23 protein-coding genes are annotated in these 23,147 nt (G+C 62.4%); 8 read left to right on the top strand and 15 right to left on the bottom strand.

The window, feature by feature from the left end:
- The first annotated feature begins 53 nt into the window (after positions 1–53).
- On the top strand, positions 54–1,052 hold the full coding sequence (locus tag CTR2_RS10920; protein WP_087084639.1) for a tripartite tricarboxylate transporter substrate binding protein: 999 nt from the start codon (positions 54–56) through the stop codon (positions 1,050–1,052).
- 23 nt (positions 1,053–1,075) lie between these two features.
- Complete coding sequence (locus tag CTR2_RS10925) at positions 1,076–2,701, top strand: FAD-dependent monooxygenase (RefSeq protein WP_087084079.1); 1,626 nt, start codon at positions 1,076–1,078, stop codon at positions 2,699–2,701.
- Between the two features lie 137 nt (positions 2,702–2,838).
- Here CTR2_RS10925 and CTR2_RS10930 read toward each other — a convergent pair whose 3' ends face one another.
- Positions 2,839–4,095 carry a hydantoinase/carbamoylase family amidase gene (locus CTR2_RS10930; RefSeq protein WP_087084078.1) on the bottom strand — a complete coding sequence of 419 codons (1,257 nt, stop codon included), beginning with the start codon at positions 4,093–4,095 and terminating at the stop codon, positions 2,839–2,841.
- Complete coding sequence (locus CTR2_RS10935; RefSeq protein ID WP_087084077.1) at positions 4,092–4,763, bottom strand: orotate phosphoribosyltransferase; 672 nt, start codon at positions 4,761–4,763, stop codon at positions 4,092–4,094. Before CTR2_RS10935 ends, CTR2_RS10930 begins: the two co-directional genes overlap by 4 nt.
- 177 nt (positions 4,764–4,940) lie before the next feature.
- On the opposite strand from CTR2_RS10935, the gene CTR2_RS10940 reads away from it, so the two are divergent.
- A complete protein-coding gene (locus tag CTR2_RS10940; RefSeq protein ID WP_087084076.1) occupies positions 4,941–5,861 on the top strand; it encodes a LysR family transcriptional regulator in 921 nt (306 codons plus the stop codon).
- A 170-nt stretch (positions 5,862–6,031) separates the two neighbouring features.
- Here CTR2_RS10940 and CTR2_RS10945 read toward each other — a convergent pair whose 3' ends face one another.
- Genes CTR2_RS10945 through CTR2_RS10955 form a run of 3 tightly spaced genes read right to left on the bottom strand, consistent with a single transcriptional unit; the run spans position 6,032 to position 7,254 of the window.
- Positions 6,032–6,451, bottom strand: coding sequence for a YeeE/YedE family protein (locus tag CTR2_RS10945; protein ID WP_087084075.1), 420 nt, complete (start codon positions 6,449–6,451; stop codon positions 6,032–6,034).
- Between the two features lie 18 nt (positions 6,452–6,469).
- Positions 6,470–6,913: a YeeE/YedE family protein gene (locus CTR2_RS10950; RefSeq protein WP_087084074.1), complete on the bottom strand. Its 444-nt coding sequence runs from the start codon at positions 6,911–6,913 to the stop codon at positions 6,470–6,472.
- Positions 6,910–7,254, bottom strand: coding sequence for an ArsR/SmtB family transcription factor (locus CTR2_RS10955; protein ID WP_087084073.1), 345 nt, complete (start codon positions 7,252–7,254; stop codon positions 6,910–6,912). The genes CTR2_RS10950 and CTR2_RS10955 overlap by 4 nt, the downstream gene beginning before the upstream one ends.
- A gap of 94 nt (positions 7,255–7,348) precedes the next feature.
- Between CTR2_RS10955 and CTR2_RS10960 the strand changes: the two genes are divergently transcribed.
- A complete protein-coding gene (locus tag CTR2_RS10960; RefSeq protein WP_087084072.1) occupies positions 7,349–8,254 on the top strand; it encodes an MBL fold metallo-hydrolase in 906 nt (301 codons plus the stop codon).
- Here CTR2_RS10960 and CTR2_RS10965 read toward each other — a convergent pair whose 3' ends face one another.
- The 4 genes from CTR2_RS10965 to CTR2_RS10980 all read right to left on the bottom strand — a co-directional run bounded on the left by CTR2_RS10965 (position 8,255) and on the right by CTR2_RS10980 (position 13,497).
- Positions 8,255–9,742, bottom strand: coding sequence for an MBL fold metallo-hydrolase (locus tag CTR2_RS10965; protein WP_254913378.1), 1,488 nt, complete (start codon positions 9,740–9,742; stop codon positions 8,255–8,257).
- Between the two features lie 17 nt (positions 9,743–9,759).
- A complete protein-coding gene (locus CTR2_RS10970) occupies positions 9,760–11,157 on the bottom strand; it encodes a DUF1254 domain-containing protein (RefSeq protein ID WP_087084070.1) in 1,398 nt (465 codons plus the stop codon).
- Positions 11,158–11,280: 123 nt separating this feature from the next.
- Entirely contained in the window at positions 11,281–12,666 is a 1,386-nt protein-coding gene (locus CTR2_RS10975; RefSeq protein WP_087084069.1) for a DUF1329 domain-containing protein, read from the bottom strand.
- Positions 12,667–13,086: 420 nt separating this feature from the next.
- Entirely contained in the window at positions 13,087–13,497 is a 411-nt protein-coding gene (locus tag CTR2_RS10980) for a hypothetical protein (protein ID WP_087084068.1), read from the bottom strand.
- A gap of 328 nt (positions 13,498–13,825) precedes the next feature.
- Between CTR2_RS10980 and CTR2_RS10985 the strand changes: the two genes are divergently transcribed.
- The 4 genes from CTR2_RS10985 to CTR2_RS11000 all read left to right on the top strand — a co-directional run bounded on the left by CTR2_RS10985 (position 13,826) and on the right by CTR2_RS11000 (position 16,998).
- Positions 13,826–14,872 (top strand): methionine ABC transporter ATP-binding protein, encoded by a 1,047-nt coding sequence (locus CTR2_RS10985; protein ID WP_087084067.1) that lies wholly within the window; start codon positions 13,826–13,828, stop codon positions 14,870–14,872.
- Between the two features lie 5 nt (positions 14,873–14,877).
- Complete coding sequence (locus tag CTR2_RS10990) at positions 14,878–15,543, top strand: methionine ABC transporter permease (RefSeq protein ID WP_003055731.1); 666 nt, start codon at positions 14,878–14,880, stop codon at positions 15,541–15,543.
- Between the two features lie 141 nt (positions 15,544–15,684).
- Entirely contained in the window at positions 15,685–15,993 is a 309-nt protein-coding gene (locus CTR2_RS10995) for a single stranded DNA-binding domain-containing protein (protein WP_012838140.1), read from the top strand.
- 204 nt (positions 15,994–16,197) lie between these two features.
- Complete coding sequence (locus tag CTR2_RS11000; protein ID WP_012838141.1) at positions 16,198–16,998, top strand: MetQ/NlpA family ABC transporter substrate-binding protein; 801 nt, start codon at positions 16,198–16,200, stop codon at positions 16,996–16,998.
- 243 nt (positions 16,999–17,241) lie between these two features.
- Here the strand turns inward: CTR2_RS11000 and CTR2_RS11005 are convergent, their stop codons facing one another.
- From CTR2_RS11005 to CTR2_RS11030, 6 genes are all read right to left on the bottom strand, one after another.
- Entirely contained in the window at positions 17,242–17,898 is a 657-nt protein-coding gene (locus CTR2_RS11005) for a nitroreductase (RefSeq protein WP_140401051.1), read from the bottom strand.
- Positions 17,899–17,980: 82 nt separating this feature from the next.
- Positions 17,981–19,204: an acetyl-CoA C-acyltransferase gene (locus CTR2_RS11010; RefSeq protein ID WP_087084065.1), complete on the bottom strand. Its 1,224-nt coding sequence runs from the start codon at positions 19,202–19,204 to the stop codon at positions 17,981–17,983.
- 5 nt (positions 19,205–19,209) lie between these two features.
- Positions 19,210–20,721: an AMP-binding protein gene (locus tag CTR2_RS11015; protein ID WP_087084064.1), complete on the bottom strand. Its 1,512-nt coding sequence runs from the start codon at positions 20,719–20,721 to the stop codon at positions 19,210–19,212.
- Complete coding sequence (locus tag CTR2_RS11020; protein ID WP_087084063.1) at positions 20,718–21,311, bottom strand: biotin transporter BioY; 594 nt, start codon at positions 21,309–21,311, stop codon at positions 20,718–20,720. Before CTR2_RS11020 ends, CTR2_RS11015 begins: the two co-directional genes overlap by 4 nt.
- Before the next feature lie 10 nt (positions 21,312–21,321).
- Positions 21,322–21,915, bottom strand: coding sequence for an energy-coupling factor transporter transmembrane component T family protein (locus tag CTR2_RS11025; RefSeq protein WP_087084062.1), 594 nt, complete (start codon positions 21,913–21,915; stop codon positions 21,322–21,324).
- Positions 21,908–22,657: an energy-coupling factor ABC transporter ATP-binding protein gene (locus CTR2_RS11030; RefSeq protein WP_087084061.1), complete on the bottom strand. Its 750-nt coding sequence runs from the start codon at positions 22,655–22,657 to the stop codon at positions 21,908–21,910. The genes CTR2_RS11025 and CTR2_RS11030 overlap by 8 nt, the downstream gene beginning before the upstream one ends.
- Positions 22,658–23,147 lie beyond the last annotated feature (490 nt).

Here is a 23,147-nt window from a genome sequence, read left to right on the forward strand (position 1 = left end):
GATTCAAATCAATGGACGCGGTGCAATTGCAGCACAAAACACAAGGAGACACCATGCTTACACCTTCCGCCGGAGGCCTGGCCCTGAGCCGCCGCAAGGCGCTTCTTACCCTGGCTGCCGCAGCAGCTGCGGGTTCCCCCGGACTTTCGGCATTCGCGAATACGCAGGCTCCTGTGCGGCTGGTTGTGCCATTCACGCCAGGCACGGGCATCGATCTGATTGCCCGAGTCATCGGCCCCAAGCTCTCGGAGCGCTTTCAGCGTCCCTTCATCGTGGACAACAAGCCAGGGGCCTCGGGCAATATCGGTACCCTGGAGGTGGTCCGCTCCACTCCCGACGGAACGACTTTGCTTGTCACCGTGAACACATTGGTGATGAATACCGAGCTATACCCCAAGATGGGATATAGCCCGGTTCGTGATCTCAGCGCCATCAGCCAGACCAGCGTAGGTCAATTGGTACTGGTCACGGGCTCTCAATCCCGGATCACGGATCTGAAGGAGCTCATCAGCTATGCACAGAAAAATCCTGGCGTGCTGAACTATGGCTCGCCCGGTGCCGGAACCCCCCATCACCTGGCAACAGAGCTGCTCAAGAGCAAAGCCAGGATATCGCTCACACATGTCAGCTATCGCGGCACGGCCCCGGCCTTGACCGACTTGCTGGGCGGACAGATTGATCTGATGTTTCTCCCTATCCACGTCGCCTTGCAGCACATCAAGGCAGGCAAGCTTCGCGCGCTTGCGATAAGTTCAGACACGCCGTCCCCGCTCCTGCCTCAGGTGCCCTCGCTGAGGAGTCTGAATCTGGGCGATATGAATGTGGACATGTGGTATGGCTTGCTGGGCCCCAAAGGCCTGTCTCCCGAGTTTGTGCGCAGCATCAACGAAGCCTTGAAGAGCATTCTTGCTCAGCCTGAAGTTGCCAAAGCATTCGAGTCCCAGGGCATGACGCCCCAGCACAGCACTCCTCAAGCCTTCCAGGCCTTGATTGAAGCCGATGCCAGGCGCTGGGGCAATCTCATCAAGACCCAGGGCATTACTGCCGAATAGGTTGGCCATCACAAGAAAAGCAAATGAATATGCAAGTCAATCAGACACAAGCGCCAGACAAGGATGCCGATGTAGTCATCGTGGGTGGCGGCCCTGTGGGCATGGGGCTGGCGATAGAGCTGGGTCAGCGCGGCATCCGTTGTATCGTCGTGGAGCGCTACGCCAAGCCGCAACCGATTCCCAAGGGGCAGAACCTGACCCAGCGCACCATGGAGCACTTCCACGCCTGGGGTGCTGAAAAGGAGCTTCGCGCGGCTCGTACCATTCCGCCTGAATACGGCATAGGAGGCCTGACGGCCTACAACACATTGCTGGGGTCTTATTCCTACGACTGGCTCCAGCGCGATCTCGTCAAGCCTTACTACTTCACGGCCAACGAGCGCCTGCCTCAGTACGCCACGGAAGCGGTTCTGCGGGACAGAGCTGCCGAGCTGCCATCTGTTGAGACCCTCTACGGCTGGAATTTCGATAGCTTGCAGCAGGACGACGAGGGTGTCAGCGTCACGGTATCCGAAAAAAACGGATCGGATGGCAGGACGCTGCGTGCGAGCTATGTCGTGGGCTGTGATGGAGCGCGCTCTGGCGTGCGTCAGCAAGCGGGCATCACCCAGACCAAGACCGATCATGACCGCCTCATGGTTCTGCTCGTGTTCCGCTCACAGGGACTGCACACGTTGCTTGAGCGCTTTCCCGGCAAGTCTTACTACAACGTGCTTCAGCCTGAACTCAAGGGCTACTGGAAATTTTTCGGCCGCGTCGATCTGGGCAATACCTGGTTCTTCCATGCGCCAGTGCCACCGGGAACCACGGCAGACAACTTCGACTTCCGGGCGTATCTGGAAGATGCTGTTGGAGCATCTTTTGATGTCGAGTTCGAACATATCGGCTTCTGGGATCTGCGCTTCATGCTTGCCGACAGCTATCGCTCAGGCCGGGTCTTTATAGCCGGGGATGCAGCGCACAGCCATCCTCCCTATGGCGGCTATGGGGTGAACTCGGGCCTGGAAGATGCTCGTAATCTCGGGTGGAAGCTGGCAGCTGTGTTGAAAGGCTGGGGCAGCGGAGCGCTGCTGGACTCCTATGATCAGGAGCGCCGTCCTGTATTCAGATCCACAATTGACGACTTTATTGCCAAGTCCATAGAGACGGATCACCAGTTTCTGGACAGCTTTGATCCGGCAAAGGACAGGAGTGCCTTTGAAGCCGCCTGGAGTCAGAGGGCCAATGGGGCCGCAGGCGAGGTGCATGCTTTCGAGCCCAACTATGAGGGCTCTCCCATTGTGCGTAGTGCTCGGGCGTCGGCCGTTAGCAATTGCAGTGCCAAGGGTTCACATATATTCACGGCACGTGCCGGTCACCACCTGGCTCCGGCCGCGCTCGGCGATGGCAGAAATATATTCGAGCATTTGGGGCAGGGCTACACGCTGCTGGCAGCCGATACGCCCGCTCAAACGCTTGAGACGTTTCGGTATATTGCCGACACCAAGCGGCTGCCCCTGACTATTGTCGAAACCACCAGAACGGATGAGTTTGCGCGCTATGGATCTGACTTGATACTGATTCGTCCGGATGCATTTGTGGCCTGGACGAATAGCGAGAAATTCCTGTCGAACGAGGATGTGGAAAATCTGCTCAAGGCAGTCGTCTGAAAGAGCGAGACAGCTCGATGCCCCTTCGCCTGAATCGCACCTGGGCCTGGGCGAGGGGCCGCCTTGGCTACCGGGACTGGTGTCCCGGCAGCGCAATCATGGCTGCACCAAAAGTGCCCGGCCCGAGCGGGCAGGGTTCAGGCAATCAGCGCGCGGGTCAGCAGATCGACTCCTGCCAGGAAATCGTCTATGTCCATGGCCTCATACGGATTGTGAGAGCCATTTTCGTTGCGGATAAAGACCATGGCCGAGGGCACGCCTGCATTGGCGAACACTGCTGCATCATGGCCGGCTCCGCTTGCCATGCGCTCCAGTTTCGTGTTCTGGGCGGCGGCTGCTTCCAGACGGTTCAGCCAGCCCGCATCCATGGTGGCCGGTTCCGTGAACAGGCGCTCGTCGAACTCGAAACGCACGCCACGGGCGCGCTCTATGGCCTGGCATTCTTCGCGCATCAGGGTATAGAAGCGCTCCAGGGTCTGGGTGTCCTGGCTGCGCACCTCAAAGCTGAATGCCACTTCGCCGGGAATGACGGAAACGGCATGCGATTGCGCCGAGGTGGAGCAGATGCCCGTGGTCATCACCATGTCCATGCCCATCTGCAGCAGCACACGCCAGTGTTCGTCCATACGCGACAGCAGCTCGGCAACCGCCAGCAATGCATCCTTGCGCAGCCAGCGCGGCACGGCGCCCGAGTGGCCGGTTTCGCCGATGCAGCGGATCAGGTTGTGGCGGACGTTGCCGCGGATGCCTGTGACCAGGGCCACCGGCCAGCCGCGATTGACCATGACCGGACCCTGCTCGATATGCAGCTCCAGATAGGCAGATACATTCGCGAGATCCAGCAGCGGCTCGGCGCGTTGAATGGCGTCGATATCGGCGCCACAGCGCGACATGGCTTCGCTCAGCACGCCTGCGCCATCGCGGTGAGGGCGTTTCAATGTGGCGGCGGGCAGCTTGCCCAGCAGGGACAGAGAGCCGAGGTAGGCCTTTCCGTACCAGGCGCTTTCCTCGCCGCGCAGGGCCAGAACGCGCAGTGGCGGAGCCTGTTCGTGGCGGCCGCGCAGCTGAAGCAGCATCAGCATGCCGGCGACAATGCCTGCCAGTCCGTCGAAGTTGCCGCCCTGCGGCACGGAATCGGCGTGCGAGCCAACCACGATGTAGGGTTCCGTCCGGTTTTCCTCTGGCAGGCTCAGCCACAGGTTGCCGGCTCGATCCCATTCATGGTTCAGGCCCAGATCTGCGGCCCGCTTCTCAAGTATGCGCAGCGCGGCCGTCTCGCCTGCGCCGTAGCTTTCGCGGGTGACGCCAAGGCCGTCGCGGGTGGCATCGCGAATTTCCGAGAGCAGGGCTTGCGCCAGTGCGCTGGTATCCGTCATGGTGTTGCAGGCCATCATGCTCCGCTACCTCCATGTCGAATGGACCAGTCCACAGGCGAGGCCGAGAAGTCCGCCAGCGTGGCCTTTTGCTCTGCACTGAGCTGTCCGCTCGCAAGCAGCGCTTCATGCAGCTGATTCCATGTCGCTAGAGCATGCAGGGACAAGGCGTGATCGGCCAGGGTGCCTGCCTGGGGGGCATAGAGCGCATAGTCGAGCAGAACCAGCACGTCCTCGACCACGGGACCGGCGCGGCGCAGGGCGGCAACCGTCCCGGCCTTGGAGCGGCCGTCGGTGGTGACGTCATCCACCAGCAGGACCTTGGCATCGGCAGGCAGGCGGCCTTCGAGCTGGGCGGTGATGTCCCAGCCGACAGGACGCTTGCGCAGATAGAGCATGGGCAGCTCCAGTCGCTCGGCCAGCCATGCCGCAAAGGCAATGCCCGAGCTTTCGGTTCCCACGATGGCATTGATGCCGCTGGCGGCAATCAGTGGTCGCATGCGGCGAGCTGCAATGTCCATGATTTCGCTGCGCAGAGCGACATCGGACATCAGGACCTGGGCATCCACATAGACCGGGCTGGCCCAGCCCGAGGTGTAGATGAACGGTTGATGCGAAGCAATGCGTACAGCGCCGAGGCCGACCAGGGCCTGGGCAACGCGTGGCGCGTCGGAAGCGGATAGAAGCATGAGCGTGTGTGTTGGCAAAGTGGGCATGTTAAGTAGGCAGGCTTGCGGCAAGAAGTGGCTAAAATTCCTCGAGCCGTTCCAAAACGTGATGGCTTGAGCTGCGCATCTGGGTGTTGACCGCTGCGTCCTGTCTGAAATCCCTGGCTGCGCTCCCGAGCGCCTGCTTGTCATCGCCCCATGTCCGACTTCACTTCGCCGCGTAGTTTTTTGCGCCAGATAGACCTGTCATCGCTGGATCTGTTCGTGCTGATCTGCGAACACGGCAGTATTGCGCGGGCGGCCGAGCAGGGCGGCATGGTCGCCTCGGCGGTCAGCAAGCGTGTTGCCGAACTGGAATCCCTGGCCCGTACTCCCTTGCTGCTGCGCCATGCCCGCGGGGTGCGCCCGACCCCTGCCGGAGAGTTGCTGCTCGCGCATGCGCGCACGATTCTTCTGGGTGTCGAACACCTGCGTGACGACCTTGGTGAATATGCGCGGGGCGTACGCGGGCTGGTGCGCCTCAGTGCCAATGCCTCCGCCGTGGAGCAGTTCTTGCCTGAGGATATTGCGATCTTCGTGAAGCATCATCCCGATATCCGCATCGATCTGCGCCAGGCAACCAGTCGCTCGGTGGCGCGTGCCGTGCGCGATCACATGGCTGATCTGGGGGTCTGCAGTCCAAGCGACGAAGTCGAGGGCCTAGAGTCCATGCCGTACCGGCATGAACGCATGGTACTGATCATGCCCAATGACCACGCTCTGGCCCATCATCAGGAACTGGCCTATGAAGAGGCACTGGACTACGCACAGATCGGTTTGCGCGACAGCAGCATCGTTCAGGAGGTGCTCAATCAGGAAGCCCGCGCCGGCCGACGTATGCTGCGCCAGCGCATCGAGGTCGACAGCCTGAGTGCCATGTGCCGAATGATCGAATGCGGGCTGGGTGTAGGCGTCATGCCCGAAGGCGCGTACCAGAGACTGGGCGAGGCTCGTGCTCTGCATGCGGTGCCGCTGACCGATGCCTGGGCAGAGCGCAGCCTCAAGCTGTATGCCAATAGCTTTGCCGACCTGCCTGCTCCGGCCAGACATTTTGCGCAGGCGCTGATGCCGAAGGAGTGAGGCAGAGCGGATGGCATGACGCGATATGCCTTTGCTGGAGTCACTTCAGCTGGTCAAGGCCGATGTCTGCAATTGCGTGCCTGCAAAGCGATGGGCAAGTGACGCAGGCAGCCTGCACGGCCCAGGCACGTCGGTTTGTGGATGACTCCTGAGCGAATCACCGGCAGGTCTCAGCTTTTCTTTGCAGCCCACAGATGCTGCGCCCACATGCCGGCCAGCATGGCGGCGACAAACAGCCAGACTTGCGGTGCAAGGGTCGCCAGATTCATCAGCGCCGGGCCGGGGCAAAAACCTGCCAGTCCCCAGCCTATGCCAAACAGGGCTGAGCCTGTCAGCAGCTTGCGATCAATGACGGTGCTGGTGGGCAGTTGCATGGGCCCGCCCAACAAGGCGGTCTTGCGGCGCTTGGCCCAGGTGAACGCAATTAGGCCTACGGCGATGGCTCCGCCCATGACGAAGCCCAGCGAAGGATCCCATCGGCCGAAAAAATCCAGAAAGTTCTGCACCTTGGCGGGGTTGCCCATGCCCGAAAGAATCAGACCCAGGCCAAACACCAGTCCGCAGAGCAAGGCTGCAATATTGATGATCACGATGTTCTCCTTGCTGACTCAAGCAATGACATGGCGCATCACGAACACGGTGATGGCGCCCGTGGCGATAAAGGTCGCCGTAGCGGCCAGAGAGCGCAGCGACAGGCGTGACAGACCGCACACGCCGTGGCCGCTGGTGCAGCCTGAACTCATGCGCGTGCCGAAGCCCACCAGCAGCCCGGCGGCGATGATGATTGCCGGGCTGGAAGGTAGCTGCATCGCTGGCAGCGGGGCAAACAGCGACCAGATCAACGGCGCGGCAACCATGCCCAATATGAATGCCAGGCGCCAGCTCCACTGTTTGACAGAGGACCAGGTCGGCAACTGCAGCAATGCACCGGCAATGCCGCTGATGCCGGCCACGCGACCCAGCAAGGCAATGAGCAGGGCCGCAGACAGACCGATCAGCAGGCCGCCGACCAGAGATGTCCAGGGCGTGAATTCACTCCATAAGATATTCATGCTGTCTCTCCTGGTTGGCAGAACAATTGATACAAGGTTTGCATCAGCTGCAGGGCGCGGGCATCGGCCAGCTGATACCAGATGAATTTGCCTTCGCGGCGGGTGGTGACCAGACCCTCACGCCGCAAAATGCCCAATTGCTGGGACAAGGTAGGCTGGGACACGCCTGTCAGTCGCTCCAACTCGCCCACGGTGCGCTCTTGCAGGGAGAGCTGACACAGCAGCAGCAGTCGGTCTTCGTTGCCCAGCAGCTTGAGCATGGCCACAGCTTCGCCTGCATGGGTTCGCATGGCAGGCAAATCCAGCGCGGCCTGTGCTTCGTCAAAGGTTGATGAGTTCACTGTTCCGTTTTTCAAAATATTTTCATATATTATATAAAAAAGTAAATTGATTGATGTGCTTCGGTGTTTCGGGTACATCGTTTTAGGAGTCGCCATGTCAGCCAATGTGATGCATATCGAGCCGTTTTTTGATGCAGCGACCGGTACCGTGAGCTATGTTCTGGCCGATACGATCAGTGGTCAGGCCGCAGTGATTGACCCGGTGCTGGATTTCGAGCCCAAATCCGGCACCCTGAGCAGCCGCTCCGCGGACAAGCTGATTGACTATGTGCGAGGCAATGGCTGGCAGCTGCAGTGGATTCTGGAAACTCACGCCCATGCGGATCATCTTTCCGCGGCCCAGCATATTCGTCACCATCTGGGTGGCAAGGTGGCGATCGGTGCCCATATCCGTGATGTGCAGGCCGTGTTTCGCAAGATCTATCACTTCGAGCGCAGCTTCTTGCCCGACGGCAGCCAGTTCGACCATCTGGTGCAGGATGGTGAACGTCTGCCGCTGGGTCAGCTGGAGTTGCTGGCCGTGCATGTGCCCGGCCATACTCCGGCCGATATGGCCTATCGTGTGGAAGATGCCGTGTTTGTGGGCGATACCCTGTTCATGCCCGATGTGGGCACGGCACGCACCGACTTTCCCGGCGGCGATGCGGCGACGCTCTATCGTTCGATTCGGCGCATCCTGGAGCTACCTGGGCAGACCCGCATTTGGGTCTGTCACGACTACCCGCCGGCTGGGCGAGAGCCGCAATGGCAGACCACGGTGCAGGCCCAGCGCATCGGCAATATCCATGTGCATGATGGCGTCAGCGAGGCGGAGTTCGTGCAGATGCGCACCGCACGCGACGCCACGCTGGAGATGCCCACGCTGATTCTGCCCTCGGTCCAGGTCAATGTGCGGGCGGGCAAGCTGCCGCCTGCACAGGATGATGGCCGTATCTATATCCAGCTGCCCATCAATGCCTTTGCCAGGAATGGGCAGCTTCCGCAGGGTCTACAGCAGTGATTAATGCGCTGTGCTGCTCTGACTGGCGCTGGCCGCGCGCGTGCTGTTCAGCTCATTGAGCTTGAGCTGCAGGCGCACCATGTGCTCGGCATAGACCAGCACTTCCTGCGTGGGCAGAGGCTTGGCAACACGTGCGGAATAGACCTTCAGTGCGCCTTGAGCCACCTCGGGGTCATCGCTGTCTGCATACCAGGCCCAGTCGGCCAGATGAGAGGCCAGCTCCGGATTGCTGTCTGCCAGCGCCACTGCACGCTGAATCACCGGCCTGGCACCGCCGGCTAGCTGCACGATTTCTTTGGCCTCATTGGCCAGGGGCGCCGGGCGCCAGTGCGATGGAATATCGTCCCACCAGCCGCTGTACTCGCTGACCACCATGCGGCCGATATCCTTGGCCGAGACATAGAGCTCGCGTGCATCGCTTCGCCGGGCCAGCTCCGGCGGCAGTGTGATTTTGTCAATCACCAGATCACGGCGCTCGCCGCTGTTGAGGCCAGCCACCACTTGCCTGGAGATGCTGTCCAGCATCTGGGCCTGGGCGGGCAGTCGGTCCTGAATTTCCCCGGGCTTGGTGATGGCCGGGCCATGCGCAGGCAGCAGCAGCTCGGGTTTGAGTGCAGCCATGTCGCGCAGGGCCTGGGCCCACTCCTCGGGGTAGCGCTGGCGGCGCTTGCCGTTGCCTGCATTGGGCAAAAAGCCCTGGAAGTAATCCGCGCTGGCCACGATCTTGCGGCCGGGCACTGCGACCCAGATCTGGTCTTCGGTTTCGCCGCGCGCATGGGTCAGCACAAAGTCTTCGCCGCCTATGGTGAGCGTGGTCTTGTCCTGGAAGGTCTCTGTGGGGCGCACTGCATCGGCCCAGGTGCGCGGCACATCGGCCACGCTTTGCTGGTTGTTGCGCGCGATCAGACCGTTGCTGCGCATGTCCAGCTCCATCTGGGCGATGAAGCGCTGCTCGGTCACTACACGCGGCTTCTGGTCCATCAATGCCCAGGCGCCAAAGGCGTGGTCGGCATGAAAGTGCGTGAGGATGACGGTGTGCAGCGGCTTGTGGCTGAGCTTCTTCAGCGTCTCGGCCAAGGCCGGGCCTGCCGGGGCGTAGCCGCTATCGACCAGAACCAGGCCTTCATCGGTCTCGAAGACCACCACATTGACGATGGGAAAGCGCAGCAGCCAGGTACGCGGAGCCACGGCCTCTACCCTGAGTCTGGCTCGGGCCTCTGCGATGGCGTTCTGGTCGGTTCGGCTGTACATGCTGTTGGCCACTGCATACGACAGCTCGGTGCCAAAGCCACCGCCTTCCATGATGGACCTGACCATCTGCGGATTGGCCTTGAACACCTGGGCGCGGGCGGCAAGCACAGCGGGGCTTTTCGCTCCCGAGCCCCCGCGGTCATCCTGATCGTGGGCGTTGGCCGTGCCCGTACCGAACTGGCTCAGTGCCAGGGCCGTGGCAAAGGCGTATCGCGAGAGCCGAAATATTTTCTTCATGTTGGACATTGCTGCATTCATTGGGCGTTGATCCGTTGCACGGGCTCCAGAATCCACGAAGGATCCAGCACCTCGGGCCAGGGCTGGTAGGCGCGGGCCATCAGATAGAACAGGTTCTTCTCGGGCGTGGGCAGCCAGTTGGCGCGCTTTTCTGGGCCCGGGTCCGTGGGCTGCAACCAGATGTCCAGGCTGCCGTCGGCGTTGAACTTCATGCCCCTGGTGCGGTCGCCAATGGAGTAGCGGTTGATGGGGTTGTCCACCATGTACTGGCCTCCGGTCACGAATTCATAAAGAGAGATGGACCAGAAGGCATCTGCGGGCAGACGGCCTTGGGGCAGATGCAGGCGGTAAGCCTGTCCCTTGCCGAGCGCCTGATTGTTGCCGTCCACACTGGCCGCGAAATAGGTGGCCTCTGCGGCCTCCAGGCCCAGGATGCCGCCCGACATGGCAGCCGACTGGGCACGCATGGCGTAGTTGCTGCCAAAGCCGTCAGGCAGGCGATAAGGGGTCCAGCCGTTTCTGCGCCTGGGGTCAGCCGTCTTGCGGTCGGCATTCAGGCGATTCTTGAGTTCGTTCTTCTCGATCTCGGGTGCCAGGCTCAGCCAGCGCTGCTGCACGGCCTCGGGCAGCTTGTCCCAGCTGCAGGCCTTGCCGCAGATGCCCACGCTGGCAAAGCGCTGCAGCAGTGCTTGTTCCGTACCGGGCGGAGGGTTGCGTGCCAGGGCCTCGTTGCTCACATCGACAAAGCGACTCCAGTCCTGGGCTTGCGGCTTGAGTTGCGGACTGTCGGCGTCGGCTCTGAGCACAGGCTCCATGCGAAACCCATCCTGTACTGCATGGGCGCTCTTGAGGTCATCTTCACCGGTGACCAGTACGCGCAGATTCAGATAGACATCACGCGTAGGCGCGCGCACGATCTGGTCGACCTGCGGAATCTTGCCGCTCCAGCGCGGGCCGACCAGGGCCACCTTGCGTGCCTTGGTGCCGCCAATGCGCCGGCCGACGTAGGAGAAGGTGTTGAGGTCTGCGCCGATCATGGCGATCACGTAGTAGCGGCCATGCGTTTCGGGCAGGGACAGCACCAGGGGAGACTTTTCGAGATCCAGCCAGGCGGTGGAGTAGAAGGTGTCGCGAATCGGGCCGTTGGCCCAGCGGTCCTTGGGCGTGGCCAGGTGGCGTGAGTGGCGGAAGTGGTTGAGCGTGGTGGCGGTGGCAGAGTCCTTGACCTCCAGGGCTTCATGCCGCATTTTCATGAATTCCTGATAGGGGTAGGCATAGAGCATGGCCTCGCGGATCAGGCTGTCCAGAGCCTGGTCTTCGGTGGCAGCGGGCGTCTGGGCATGGGCCATGCCCAGGCAAAGGCACAATGCAGCAGCCGCCATGGCGCGCAGCCCGGCGCGGTTCAACTTTGACATGTGATTGAAATGGTGTGGTGGTGGTGATGACCGGGGCCGGTGCTTTCTTCATCCCGGCCCAGGCCTTTTTGCCGCGAGCACCGCATGCAGCGTGTGTCAGCGGCTCATGGAGGTGGCAGTCGCTCAGGTGCCGGCGTTGCGCGTGGCTTCAGGGGTGAACATGGAGGGGTTCATGTCTCCCTTGTTGAGCACGGGACCCTTGGGGCGTTCCTGGAACAGGTTGTAGGCCACATAGCCACCGCCGATCAGGTCGTGGTAGAAGGCCGTGCCTGCATGCCAGGCGTTGGAGTCGAACGCGTAGTAGTAATTGATGAGGCCTTGCTGCCACAGATTGCCGCGTGCATCGTAGAAGTCGCTCATCACGGCGTGGCCGGTGTCTTCGTCAAGGAAAAGCACGCGCTTGCCGTAGAGATGGCGATAACCTTCCTTGAGCGTGGCTTCCAGCACCCAGACGCGGCGCAGTTCGTAGCGCATGTAGTCGGGGTTGGCATGGCCGGGCTTGAGCAGGTCGGCGTACTTCACGGTATTGGCGTGAATCTTGTACGCGTTGGCGGGAATGTAGATTTCCTTCTTGCCCAGATTCTTCCAGTTGTAGCGCTCGGGCGAACCATTGAAGAGACGGTCGGAATCAATCGTCATCTTGGCGCCCACGCCGCCCCCCATGGGCTGGTCAAAACCGTACTCGGGAATCTGGCGCACCCGGCGTGTGCCCGGGTCATAGCTCCAGCCCAGGCGCTTGTCCTTGCCGAAGTTGACAGGCTCCCGGCTGACGCTGACCCCGCCTTTTTCGCGCTCGGGCAGCTTGACCGCATTCATGCCCTGGGCCATGGTGCCTTCCAGCGGCTTGCCTGCCTGCTCGGGGGAGTTCAGCAAGCTCATGCTGCGGTTGTCGGCGCGGCCAAAGACGGTGGAGCCATCCTGCATCACGTAGGCGTTGTCGCGCAGCGTGTGTTCGGTGAACGAGCGCAGCGGAAACAGGTTGTTGAAGGCCAGTTCCATGCCGGTCTTGGGGAAGGGAAAGGGTATTGCCCCTTTGACCGCGTTGTCGGCACCCATTCCGTCGGCGCTGATCACGGCGTTCTGCGCATTGGCTTTGGCCGAGGCACAGGCAAAGTCCGGATAGCGGAAGTCGCGGTGACCCGGATAGACGGGAATGCTGAAAGTCTTGGGGTAGCGCGCAAACATGGCCTTCTGGCCTTCGGTCAGATTGGCGGCGTACTTGGCGACATTCTCGGCTGTGATGGAGAACAGAGGCTTTTCACTGGCATAGGGGTCCACCGGGTGCTGGCCCGTATGCGGGGTGTACTGAATTCCCGGCGGCGTTCCCAGCCATTTGCCCGTGTATTCGGGCACGCCGCTGGCGGTGCCGGCTTTTTCGGCACCGATACAGGTCAAGGACTTGCCCAGCTTTTCGATTTCTTCGGGGCTGCCTTTGGCGGCGGCTGCTCCAGCCATGACACTGGTCACGGCCAGCGCGATCAGGGCGCGGTAGCTCACATTGCTTTCCATCACGAATCCTCAAAGATGTATGTGTGCAGCATTTGCACTATCGATCTGCCCGCGAATCGGGCCAAGGTCTAGTCCAGGTCAGCTAGTCGCTGACTTGGCGCCTGTCGATGAATTCAATGTTCAAGCGAGCCTTGCGGCTCACCATCGCTCGTTTGGACTAGCCCCTAAGGCCTAGCGAAGTCACCTCAGAGACAGGCTGCCGCTCCAGCCCTGGGTTGACTCGCTCGGGTAAGGGAAAACCTGCGGCATCCGACCTCGGGAAAACCAAGATGAAAATGCGCTCGAGGGATATCGGGCGTGTTGCTTTTGAAGGCGAAAGGCCCCCATGGGCCGGGCGACGTAGGCCGCAAGGACTAGCGTTGTCTGAAGACCCAGGTGGCGAAGTGTCTGCTTTGTTGTCAGGCCTGGCCGGCGCTGGAATCAGCTGCCGGACATGCCAAACAGGTCATGCGCATCCAGCAGGGCCCAGGCAATCTCGGGCTTGCGCTCCAGCCCCTTGCGGATCGCGGCGGGAATGCTCTGACGCGTTTTGCGGCATAGACCTGGCAGGTCGCCGAGGTCGATCTGGATGCCGCGCATGGTGCGCACCTCGTTGTTGCCGGGGGTGATGCGTATCTCCAGACCCAGGAGCGCGTGAATGCGCTGCTGCATATGCTCGAGATCGACCAGGCTGCTGATGCTCTCCAGGCGCTGCAGCAGCTTTTTCTCTTCCTCGCGCGTGAGCTGCAGAATGCGCAGATCCGCGTCCGGCGTGCTCAGCAACTGCTCGCGCCGGCAGTCGCAGGCGCCGGGTGGGCATTCAACACGGATGGGCAGGGGAGGCGGCTGCATAGGGCGGCAGAGAAAACCTGGGGCAGATGCAAGCATGCTAAGGCTTGCAGTGCCATGCCGCCAGTGGGGGCAGGCCCGGGCAAGGCCTGCGTTGGATGGCGTGCTGGCGGCGCCATAAGTGAATTCACTTGTCCCAGTTGCTCTCAGGTTTGCCTAGACTCAGGCATTATTGAGGGTTACTACTAAAAGTAGGCTGGCCTGATCTGCCGGCATCTACCAGAACGAGGGCCTGCATTGCCCGCTGCCCGGCAGCGCTGCAGCTGGGATGGGATCAATCACTTTTTATAGCGTCAAACGCATTATTCATGCGTGATTCGCGATATTCTTCATGATAGAAATTCGGGATTTATCCCTGACATACCAAGGCCCCAAGGGCCCGGTGCACGCCTTGCGTGGCATCAATCTGGAAATCGCCTCGGGCGAGGTGTTCGGCATCATCGGCCGCTCCGGCGCGGGCAAAAGCTCGCTGGTGCGTTGCCTGAATCTGCTCAACCGCCCCACGGAAGGCAAGGTCATCGTCAACGGACGCGATCTCATGCAGCTGTCCGACGGCGAGCTGCGCGCCGCGCGCCGCGACATCGGCATGGTGTTCCAGCACTTCAATCTGCTGTCGTCCCGCACCGTGTATGACAACGTGGCGCTGCCGCTGGAGCTGGCCGGTATTTCCAAGGACGAGATTTACCAGCGCGTGACGCCGCTGCTGGAGCTGGTGGGCCTGGATCATCTGGCCGACCGCTATCCGGCCCAGATTTCCGGTGGCCAGAAACAGCGCGTGGGCATTGCCCGGGCGCTGGCCAGCAATCCCAAGGTGCTGCTCAGCGACGAAGCCACTTCGGCACTGGACCCCGAAACCACGCGCTCGATTCTGGATCTGCTGCGCAAGGTCAACCGCGAGCTGGGCGTGACCGTGGTGCTGATCACCCACCAGATGCTGGTGATCAAGCAGATCGCCGACCGCGTGGCCGTGATCGACGGTGGCGAGATCGCCGAGCTGGGGCCCGTGATCGATGTCTTCACCCGCCCTCAGAAGACGATCACCAAGAGCCTGATCGACGAAATCGTGCCCCAGCAACTGCCTGAGTCGGTGATGAAGCGCGTGAACCAGCTGGCCGCCCAGTTGCAGCCCGGTCAGCAAGGCCAGCTGCTGCGCCTGTCCTATGCAGGCGAGAGCGCCTATCAGCCGATTCTCTCGCACCTGATTCGCGAGCTGGGTCTGGATCTGTCGATTCTGCACGGCCAGATCGACGAGATCCAGGAGCAGACCTTTGGTTCGCTGGCGGTGTACGCCAGCGGCGAGGCCGCCAAGATTGACGCGGCCGTGGAGCACCTGCGTGCCAGCGGTGTGCAAGTGCAGATCGTGTCCAGCAAGGATTGAGAGCGATGTTTGAGAATTTTTCCGAAATGATGCTCCAGCTGCTGCTGGATTCCTTCTGGGAGACGCTGATCATGGTCGGCATCTCGGGCCTGATCGGCGGCCTGATCGGTATTCCGCTGGGCGTTTTCCTGCGCCTGACCGACCATGGCGGCATTTTGCAGAACGGCCCGGCCAACAAGGTTGTCGGCTGGATCGTGAATGCGCTGCGCTCCACCCCCTTCATCATCTTGCTGGTGGCCATCATTCCGCTGACGCGTTTGATCACGGGCTCCTCCATCGGCACCTGGGCGGCCGTGGTGCCGTTGACGATTGCGGCGGCGCCGTTTGTGGCCCGTCTGGTGGAGACTGCCTTGCGCGAGGTCGATGGCGGCCTGATCGAGGCGGCCCAGTCCATGGGCGCGACCACCGGCCAGATCGTATGGAAGGTGTTGCTGCCCGAGGCGCTGCCTGGCATCGTCGCGGGTCTGACCATCAGCTTCGTCAGCCTGACTGGCTACTCGGCCATGGCGGGCGCCATCGGCGGTGGTGGCCTGGGCGACCTGGGTATTCGCTACGGCTACCAGCGCTTCTTGCCCGACGTGATGCTGGTCGTGGTGATCATCCTGATCTTCTTTGTGCAAGCCATTCAAAGCCTGGGCGACTGGGCCGTGCGCCGTCTGAGCCATCGCTGAGCCGTGCCGTACATTACAAAAAATTAAGAAAAGGGGCGCTGCCTGGAAACAGGCGCCGCCCTAAAATGCAGGTTCAAGATTTTTTGAAAGGCCGCTCTTGCTCAAGGGCGGCCATGATTTTTTCTGGGTAGATAACAGCAAATGATGGATGGTTTGATTACCGGCCGACTGACCGGCATCCCCGAGAGTCGCGTAGACCGCAACCGCCGCCCCTATATGGTGGCCCGCATGCGAGCCAATGCAGGCGACGGCTCCTCGATTCCAGTGAATATCGTCGCTTTCGACAACGCACCCTGCGCCGTGCTGCGCAGTCTCTCCGAAGGCGATGCGATTGCCTTGCGCGGCAGCTTCACGCCCAAGGTCTGGATCGACAGGCAGGATGAGTCCCATGCTGTGCTTGACGTAGTGGCCCAGCAGGTGCTGGCAGCACCCACGATGTCCGATCTTTGACAGCCTGCGCATGCAGACAAGCCCGCCACCGTGAAGGAGCGGGCTTTTTTGTGGGCGCTTGGGTTGCCGCATTCCAACCCGTGAAGGCTTGCATTGCCAATCTGTAGTTTGCATCTGAGCAATCTGTCTAAGAAACAGCGCTCCGGCACATGAAACTGACGCTACAGTCTTAGCCACTCTCAATCTTCCGCATAAGGAATCTGCATGTTGAACAAGCGCTCGCTTTTGCGCACCACATTGGCCGTGGCTGCTGCGGCCACCTTGGGTTTTGCAGCCCAGGCCCAGGACAAGACCATCAAGATCGGCGTGACCGCCGGCCCTCACGCGCAGATCATGGAAGTGGTCAAAAAGGTTGCAGCCAAGAATGGCTTGAACCTCAAGGTCATCGAGTTCGGCGACTATGTCCAGCCCAATGCGGCGCTGGCCGCAGGCGACCTGGATGCCAACAGCTACCAGCACCGCCCCTATCTGGATGCTCAGCTCAAGGATCGTGGATACAAAATCAGCTGGGTGGCCGACACGGTGAATTTCCCTATCGGCATCTACTCCAAGAAGATCAAGGCTTTGTCCGAGCTCCCCACCGGCGCCAAGTTCGGCCTCCCCAACGACCCCACCAATGGCGGCCGCGCGCTGCTGCTGCTGCAGACCCAGGGTCTGATTAAGCTCAAGGAGGGTGCTGGCCTGAAGGCGACGCCCTTGGATGTGGTGTCCAACCCCAAGAAGCTCAAGTTCGTCGAGCTGGATGCGGCCCAGCTGCCACGTTCGCTGGACGATCTGGATGCCTCCACCGTCAACACCAACTTCGCGATCTCGGCTGGTCTGAACCCCAAGAAGGATGCGATTGCGCTGGAGTCGGCCAAGAACCCCTATGTGAACATCATGGTGGTGCGCGATGCCGACAAGAATCAGCCCTGGGTCGCCCAGCTGATCAAGTCCTATCACTCCGATGAGGTGCGCCAGTTCATCGACAAGGAATTCAAGGGCTCGGTCTTCCCGGCGTTCTAGAAGCTCCCCCTGAGCCGTTTTGCGGCTTCCCCCTGAGGGGGACGACAGCATTGCTGCGCGGCGGCGCTTGCTGGCTGTCTCTTTGATGGGGCATGCCTGACTGAGGGCATTGAACTAAGCGCTGCACCTGCAGCGCTTTTTTGCTCTCTTGTTGATAGCTGCCTGCGCTGGCTGCACATTGATTTTCGCTTCTTTCTATGGAAAACCATTTAATCACTGGCGCTGGCAGCTATTGTTTTTTGCTTATTCCATGACCTGAAACCATTCAGCCAGCGGTGCACGCGTGGTCTGGGTCTGGTTGACGGGAGCGGTCTCGTCGGGCCATCCCAGGGCCAGGCCGCAGACGATGTGCTTGCTCTCGGTCAGGCCCAGCACGCGGCGCACGGTGGCAGGGTAGGAGGCCAGGGCACCGATGGCGCAACTGCCCAGGCCCATGGCGGCGGCCGCCAGTTGCAGGCCGTAGAGCGTCATGCCCAGATCCATATAGCCGCCGGGACCGTAATGGGCGTCGATGGTGACGACCAGCGCTACGGGCGCATCGAAGAAGCGGTAGTTGCGCGCAAACTGCGCTTCGCGCCCGGCGCGGTCGTCGCGCGCCACGCCCAGGGCGCCGTAAAGCGCCTGGGCCGAAGCCACCTGACGCTTGCGCAGCTGCATGGGCATGGGGCGCGGAAAGTAGGCGTAATCCTCGCATTCGGGCACCTGGCTTTCAACGTCTTGCAGCAGGGCGGCAGTCAGCTGCTCGCGCAGCTTGCCGCGCACTGCGATCAGCTGGCCCGGCTGCAGATTACCGCCGCTGGGCGCCTGGCGCGCCGTCAGCAGCAACTGCTGCAGCAGGGCATCAGGCACGACATCGGGCAGGAAAGCACGTATGGAGCGGCGCTGCTGCATCAGTGCCATGCCTGCAGGCAAGTCGAAGCCTTCAGATTTTTTTGCGACTGAACCGTTGCTGGACATGTGTTGATAGCTATCAAAAATGAATTCAGGGAGCGGCTTGCAGCCATTGCACCAGGGTTGCTGCGCCGATGCCGCCGGCTCCGGCAATGGCCGCCAGGCCGAGTGCGGCCTCGGGTGTCGATGACTGGGCCTGATGCTCAAGCTGTGCCAGGCAGCGAACCAGCGCGATCGCGCCTGACGCGCCTATCGGGTGGCCGCGCGCCAGGCCGCCGCCTGCGCTGTTGATCTGCTCGGGGGCCAGGCCCATGGCGGCGCAAAAGGCCAGGCCTTGCACGGCAAAGGCGTCGTGCAGTTCGATGGCCGACAGCTCCCGCGCCAGCAACTGCGGCCTGTGCGGCCCGGCCAGCGCCTGGCTGCCTCGGGCCAGCGCCATCTGCGCTGCCGCAATGGCGGCCAGCAGCGGTGTTTCCGGCGCGGCGCCCACGCTGGCGCTGGCCAGCCATTGTGCGCGGGGTTGCAGATTCCAGCGGGCGCAGGCCTCGGGCGTGGCCAGCAAAAGCAGGGCCGCGCCATCGGCCTTGGCCGAGATGGTCAGCGCACTGAGCGCATGGGCGGCGATATCGCCGGGACTGGCGGCTTGGCTGCAGCCCTGGGCCACCACCGGCATGCGCGCGGCACGAGCGGGCTGGAGGGCACGCGGATAGGTGTCGGTCCCAAGCCCTGCCACAGGCACGATTTCCGGGGCGAGTTGCGCCTGGGTGGCCAGGGCCCGGCTGTGGCTGAGCAGCGCATACTGCTCCTGCTGGCTGCGGCTGAAGCCATGCGCGAGCGCATAGTCGGCCGCTGATTGCAACATATCGGGGTCGCGCTCGGGATCGGGGGCAAATGGCGGGCGCTCGTAGCCCTGGGGTTGCTCGTCGGGGAGCAGCGGGCGGGTCTGGCGAAGGGGGGCGCGGCTCCAGGCCTCGACGCCACCGGCAATCACCACCTCGGCCTGACCCGATTGCAGCAGACCCACGGCCATGGCCACCGCATCCAGGCCGGAGCAGCACTGGGTATCGATGGTGTGCGCGGCGCAGCCGTCTGGCAGGCCTGCGGCCAGTGCCAGCATGCGTGCCGGGTTGCCGCCAGCGCCCAGGGCGTTGCCGATGACGACCGCATCCACGGCATGGGCCGGCAAGCCGCTTTGCTGCAGCAGTGACAGCAGCAGCGGCCGGCCCAGCTCATGGGGACTGAGCCGAGCCAGGGCCGAGCCGATCGGAGCCACCGGGCTGCGGGCCCAGGCAATGATGGGGGTCTTGCTTGGCATGGGCCTCAACTCTGCCACGGCTGCAATGCGGGGAGCTGGGCAGGGGATATGCCGGCATCGGTCGGCGCTGTCATCCGGGCGCGCAGGGCCTGGGCCAGCTGGCCGTGATCGGTCTTGCCGCTGGCTGTCTGCGGCCAATGCTCGCAGATCCACCACTGGCGCGGCACCTTGAAGGCTTCGGTGCGCTCGCGCAGCCACTGGTTCAGCTCCAGGGCCGAAGGCACCTCGGTCTGCGGCCTCCATTGCAGCACCGCGTGTACCTGCAGGCCGCGCAGCGCATCGGCCTGGCCGTGCAGCGAGACCTGGGCAATCGCGGGGTGGCTGGCCAGCAGGTTCTCCACTTCCTCGGGAAACAGGTTCTTGCCCTGGGTGACGATCATGCGGCTCTGGCGGCCTGCCAGGCACAGCATGCCGCGTTCGTCGATATGGCCCATGTCGCGCACGGACAGCCAGTCGCCGTCGCGCAGCACGGCCGTGGCGTCATGGGCGTCGCCCACATAGTCCATGAACAGCATGGGGCTGCGGATATAGATCAGGCCGTCGCTGGCATGGCTGGTGCCATGCTCGGCCAGCGCATTTTCTGCGGCATCGCTGCCGGTGGGGCGAATGGATAGCTTTACATTGCTGAATGGCCTGCCCACGGCCTGCGGGCCGCTGGCTTCGTCGGCATCCATCCAGGCGACAAAACTGGCCTCGGAGGCTCCGTAGAACTCGATGATGCGGGCCTTGGGGAACAGGGCGCGCAGCGCTGGTGTGTGGGCGCGCATCCAGCGCGCGCCGCTGATGGTGATCAGCTCGACTTCGGGAATCGGTGCGAGCTGTCTATGCTCCGCCCATTGCAGCATCAGCAGCAACTGGCTGGGCACGGCGACAAGACAGGGGGTATCGCCGCGCGCCAGGGTTGCAAGACAGCGCGAGGCCGAGAACTTCTCCTGCATGACGGCGCCGCAGCCATACCAGATGCCTTGCATGGCTCCGAACAGAAACAGCGAATGCGAGATGCGCCCCGGTGCCAGCGTGCGCTGGGCGACGACGGGGCCGAAATCCTGCAGCCCGACGCGAAAGCTCTCCGTCCACGACAGATGGTGGCGCTTGAAGCCCTTGGGCAGGCCGGTGCTGCCCGAGGTAAAGCCGGTATAGAAGGCCGCCGTCGGTGCGGCAGATTCCAGCTCGCAGGGCTGCTCGGGCAGCCAGCCTTCAATGCGCTGGCGCACGGCCGGTTGCCAGTCGGGGTCGGCGACCGCCGCGCAGCGGCCGCTGTGGATCACGGCCAGAAAGTCCACCAGCCGCTCCAGCGTGGAGCGGCCGGCATCCAGCAACAGCATTTGCGGTGCGCGTTGCGCCACTAGGCGTGCCGAGCGCTGCTCGACCTCGGCATGCAGCTCGCCAAAGGTCCAGGAACCGGCTTCGCTCTGCAGGGCCACCATATCGGGCCGGTGCCGCGCCCAATGGGCTAGCGGGCCATGAACCAGCTGCCAGAAGCCCTGCAGCGGTGCCGCGGCAGACAGCGCGTTCACCGGCGACCGCCAAAACGCCAGTCAGGCATTCCGCGCGCCACGGTGTGGACGATGATGGCGCAGAGAACACATTTGATGAAGTCGCCGGGCACAAAGGCCAGCGTCACGGCAAAGGCCTGACTCAGGCTCATCTTGGCCATCAGCATCAGGCCCAGCACGCCAAAGGCATGCAGGCACAGCAGGCCGCCGATCAAGGAGGCGATGAAGGCGCTCAGCGCCGTGCGACGCGGCGTGCTCTGCGGCAGGGCAGCCATGATGGCGCCAGCAATGCCGGCGGCCAGCATATAGCCGATCAGATAGCCGGCAGACGGTGCCATGAAGACTCCGATGCCGCCACGACCGCCAGACAGCAGGGGCAGGCCCACGGCCACGGCCGCGAGAAACAGCGCCATGGACTGCAGGCCGCGCCAGGGCCCGAGCATGACGCCTGCCAGCATCACGCCCAGCGACTGGATGGTGATGGGCACGCCGAACGGCAGGTCGATCTTGGGAATCAGGCCCATCACGGCCATCAGGGCGGCGAACAGAGATACCTGAGCCATGGAACGTGCGCCGCCGCGCGATACGGTGTGAGAGGGAGTGGTAGTCATCAACGGTCTCCTAGAAACCCAGTCTTGCCCAGAGGGCGTCGGCTACACGGCGCGTGGCCTGCAGCATATGAATCGTCAGCGGTGCAATCAGGCGCAGGCCGCCGCTTTTGCCGGTGCGCAGGCGGTATGCCTCGTCCAGCTTTGTCCATTGCACAAAGAAATGTTCGGTAAAGCGCAGCATGAGTGCAAGCTGCATGGCCACGCGCTCGGTGGGGATGCCCAGGCGGGCCAGCGGGGCCAGCAGCCATTCCAGTACCTCGACCAGATCGCTGGGGCGGGTGGTGATGGTTAGCGCAATGCCCAGGGTCGAGGCGCAGATCAGCCGCAGACTGCTGACGGCTGCCAGCACAGGGTTGCCCATGAAGACATGAAAACCCGCCACCAGCAGCGCCGCGACGATAACCGAGCGCATCAGCCGGCGCGCCACCTGCGTGGCCTGGCCCAGCGATATCCAGAGAGCCAGGCAAGCCACGCCGCAGCCCGCCAGTACCCAGGGGTTGGCGATCAGGAACAGCAGCGTACCGAAAACCGCCAGCAGCAAGAGCTTGAGGCCGGCCGGCCAGCGATGCAGCCAGGTCGCAACTTCGCTGTAGAGACTACCCATGCAGGTCTCCGTGGGAGGTCTTCTGCATCAGCTGCTCCCGCACGGAAGTCTCGTAGGCACTGCAGATGTCGCGGCCCGGGCCGTCGCCGCGCAGCCGACCCTGCTCCAGCCAGATCACGCGCTCAAAGTCGCGCACATGGTCGAGCACATGGGTGGAGACCAGCACCTGTTGCGGTGCAGTGGCAATATCCTGGGCCAGGCGGGCCTGACCGGGCAGGTCCAGGCTGGCGAAGGGCTCGTCCAGCAGCAGCAGTTGCGGCGCGGCAATCAGCAGCGAGAGCCAGCACACCTGCTGGCGCTGGCCCTGGCTCAGACTGCTGACGGCCCGCTCGGCCCAGTGGGCCAGGCCGCGTGCGGCCAGCAACTCGCGCGCCCTGGCCCTGGCTTGCTGCTTGCTCAGGCCCTGGGGGCGAAGGCCCAGGGCCAGTTCTTCCTCCACGGTGGGGAAGATGATTTGATCGTCCGGATTCTGGAACATCAGGCCGATCAGGCCGGGCTTGTGCTGGCGGGCCTGCAGCAAGGGCATGCCATCCACCAGTACTTGTCCGGCCTGAGGCAGCTCGAGCCCACAAAGCAGGCGAAACAGGCTGGACTTGCCCGCGCCGTTGTTGCCGATCACGCCAATGCGCGTTTCAGTCAGGCGAAGGTTCAGTCCGTCAAACACCTGGGTCTGGCCGCGCTGCAGCCGTATATCGACCAACTGCACGCCTTGTTGGGCGGGGCTTTGCAATCCATCACTCATACATCAGCTCCAGCTGCGGGAATGGCAGGGCTGCAAGGTGCCGGGCTGGAATGGGGATGGCAAGAAACGAAAAGGGCTGACATACGGAGGAATCTGAAACCGTGCCCCGACTTCAAACATACGAGGCAGCGTTGGTGGCGGATTCTAGCGCTGTGAATTTGCTTTCAAAAGACCGCCATCTGAGCTCTTTTTATGTGAATTTCCTATAAGAAATGATTTCTTTAATTGGGGCAGCCGCCTGTTGCCATTTGCCCTGCATTTCGTGACAGTTGCGCGCTGGATGACAGTGCGTTGCAGAGTAAAGAATTACTGTGTGCTGTTCTTGCCTGCTTCAGGGGCTAACTCCGCTCAAACTGTACGAGCGCTGGCGCGAAGATTCGTGAGGTTGGCCGTGGATAGCGATGTTTTGACGTGGCTTGCACTGCTGATGAGCGCAAGCTGTGGCGGACCTCTGCCGTCAGGCAGTCAAACCGGTGCGGGATTGGCGGTT

The sequence above is a fragment of the Comamonas thiooxydans genome, assembly GCF_002157685.2.
In the GTDB taxonomy this organism is placed as follows: domain Bacteria; phylum Pseudomonadota; class Gammaproteobacteria; order Burkholderiales; family Burkholderiaceae_C; genus Comamonas; species Comamonas testosteroni_H.